This is a genomic window from Pararcticibacter amylolyticus, assembly GCF_003130405.1.
Lineage (GTDB): Bacteria > Bacteroidota > Bacteroidia > Sphingobacteriales > Sphingobacteriaceae > Arcticibacter > Arcticibacter amylolyticus.
This window is the reverse complement of record NZ_QEAS01000002.1, coordinates 287,044-289,880: the sequence shown is the minus strand read 5'-3', so window position 1 is coordinate 289,880 and position 2,837 is coordinate 287,044. Positions and strand designations below refer to the sequence as shown.

The window sequence follows — 2,837 nt, the reverse complement described above, 5'->3', positions numbered from 1 at the left end:
ACTACCGTAGGCTGTGCTTTTTAAAAAATTACCTATTTCTTTTGTCAGGATCTCCGTCTCGATCAGAAATCCGTCATGCCCGTAAAAAGAATCAATTTCAACATATTCCGCTCCGTTTATGTGCTCTGCAATAAAGCGCTGTTCTGAAGGAGGGAACAGGAGGTCGGAGGTAATTCCTATTACGAGAGTTTGCGATTTGATCTGTCTGAAAACCTCGTTAACCGGTCCGCGCCCCCTGGCCACATTATGACTGTCCATCGCCTTGCTCAGGTACCAGTAGCTATAGGCGTTAAAACGTTTGACAAGTTTTTCCCCCTGGTAGTTCTGGTAAGAAGAGGCTTTAAAGTCGTCCGTTTTGTCATTCGTAACCTCCTGTTGCGAAATGCCATAGGTATCATAGTTCCGGTAAGACAGCAGGGCAATGCTCCTCGCTGCTTTCAGTCCGTTTTTACCCGCATCAGGGTCTTTACTTCCGAATGTCGGATCGGCGGAGAGTGCCAGCCGCTGGCTTTCATTGAAAGCAATTCCCCATGGAGAATGCACAGCATTTGTAGCGATCAGGATCAGACGCCTGATACGGGCTGGCTGTTCAATGGCCCATTCCATTGCCTGCTGTCCGCCAAGCGAACCACCAATCAGCACACTAATCTCTGAAATGCCGAGATGGTCGGCCAGTATCCTCTGCACACCAGCCATATCCCTGGTGTTGAAACGGGGAAATGAAAGATAATAAGGCTCTCCGGCAGTCGGATCTGTACTCAGCGGACTAGTAGTTCCGTAGTGCGAACCCAGAATATTTGCGCAGACAATAAAGTGATCTTTCGGATTGAAAAGATCATTATCGCCAAATAAGCCTTTCCACCAGTCAAACACATCAGAGTTAGCGGTAAGCGCATGACAAACCCAAACCACATTATCCTTCTTCTCATTCAGCTTTCCGTATGTCTGGTAGGCTATTTCCAGGTGAGGTAATTCAGCCCCGTTGTCCAGGCGGAAAGGCTTATTATATGTGTATTTTTTAATATTCATCCGGTACGTTAATAGCATCGCAGCTTCATCAGCTGTGCGGTTATTTTATTTTTTCAAACGCCTGTTCGAAATCAGCTTTAATGTCGTCTATGTGTTCAATTCCAACAGAAACACGTAAAAGCGAAGGTGTTACTCCGGCTGCAATCTGGTCAGCTTCGCTTAACTGCTGATGGGTGGTTGCAGAAGGCTGAATGATCAGCGTCTTGGCATCACCGACATTCGCCAGGTGGCTTGTCAGCTCGAGGTTATCAACGAACTGGATCGCCTTTTCCTTTCCTCCTTTAATTTCAAAAGATAAAACGGAGCCGAATCCATTCTTTAGATATTTCTTCGCGTTAGCATGATAAATGCTGCTCTCAAGTCCCGGATAATTTACCTTATCAACCTGTGGATGCTGCTCCAGCCATTTTGCCAGATCAAATGCATTGTCCACATGCCTCTGTACGCGGAGGGACAGTGTTTCGAGACCCTGGATAAACAGGAATGAATTGAATGGGGAAGGAGCAGGGCCAAAATCGCGTAAGCCTTCAACTCTCGCGCGGATAATAAACTGGATATTGCCGAAGGGGCCTCCGATGCCGAAGACATCATTGAAAACGAGTCCGTGATAGCCTTCAGACGGTTCTGTAAACTGCGGATACTTTCCATTTCCCCAGTTATAGGTACCGCCGTCAACAATCACCCCGCCGATGCTTGTGCCATGACCGCCGATCCATTTTGTAGCAGATTCCACCACGATATGTGCTCCATGCTCAAGAGGTCGGAACAAATACCCACCGGCAGCAAATGTATTATCCACGATCAGGGGGATATCATATTTCTGTGATAACTGCGCAAATTTTTCAAAGTCAGGAATATTAAACCCTGGATTACCTATTGTCTCAAGGTAAAATGCCTTCGTGTTTTCGTCTATCAGCGCTTCAAAGCTTTGCGGATCATCCCCTTTGGCAAATCGTGCCTCAATACCCAGTCTTTTAAATGAAACCTTAAACTGGTTGTAAGTACCGCCATAGAGGTATGAAGTGGAAATGAAATTTTCGCCGGCCTGAAGAATATTGTTCAAGGCTATAAACTGGGCAGCCTGACCGGAAGAGACTGCTAAAGCGCCCACGCCGCCTTCCAGCGCCGCAATTCTTTTTTCAAAGACGTCGGTCGTGGGGTTCATCAGGCGCGTATAGATATTTCCAAATTCCTTCAGCGCAAAAAGATTAGCACCGTGCTCGGAACTGGTAAACACGTATGAAGATGTCTGATAAAGAGGAACTGCACGTGAGCCTGTTGTTGGATCTACTTCCTGTCCTGCATGTACCTGTAAAGTTTCGAACTTCAGATTGTTTGATAATGCCATTTTTAAATATTTTTAATTGTGAGTAATAAAAGATGACTGTTCAGGGGCTATATAACAACCCCGCGTAATTAGTTTATACCATTCCATTTGCCCCTGAGAGCATACAGGCCGGCAGCTGTCAGCAACAACAGCAGCAAATAAATTGACGCATTCGTGTTACAGCAGAGCTCTGTAACGAATCTGACAATGTCAGGCAAGGTTTGCCTTTAGACGGAGTAAAAGATAACAGATCGATTCTCATGGTTTTAACAATTTATATTCTCCCGATTCATATACGGGAACAGGATTTGGCACCTTTTCCGGGATCTCCGGTTAGGTTGTCAGCGGGTCACAGAGCCTGATCTCTCACCGCTTCTTTATAAATCAAAACCTTTTAAGGGGTGTTGACAGTATTGATAATTATATCAATTGCTGCAAATATAAGGCCTGAGGCTAAAAAAACAAATTATTTTTTAAAAGG

The 2,837-nt window shown here is 45.4% G+C and carries 2 protein-coding genes and 1 riboswitch; both genes read right to left on the bottom strand.

The window, feature by feature from the left end:
* A partial coding sequence (locus DDR33_RS03700) for a homoserine O-acetyltransferase family protein (protein WP_109414559.1) occupies positions 1-1,029 on the bottom strand: 1,029 nt, incomplete at its 3' end.
* Positions 1,030-1,069: 40 nt separating this feature from the next.
* On the bottom strand, positions 1,070-2,377 hold the full coding sequence (locus DDR33_RS03695) for an O-acetylhomoserine aminocarboxypropyltransferase/cysteine synthase family protein (protein WP_109414409.1): 1,308 nt from the start codon (positions 2,375-2,377) through the stop codon (positions 1,070-1,072).
* Positions 2,378-2,627: 250 nt separating this feature from the next.
* Positions 2,628-2,742, bottom strand: a riboswitch (SAM riboswitch).
* Between the last annotated feature and the right edge of the window lie 95 nt (positions 2,743-2,837).

Bases quoted from the DNA above. Each gene is read 5' to 3' on its own strand.
- DDR33_RS03695 (WP_109414409.1), bottom strand. From the start codon at position 2,377: ATGGCATTATCAAACAATCTGAAGTTCGAAACTTTACAGGTACATGCA.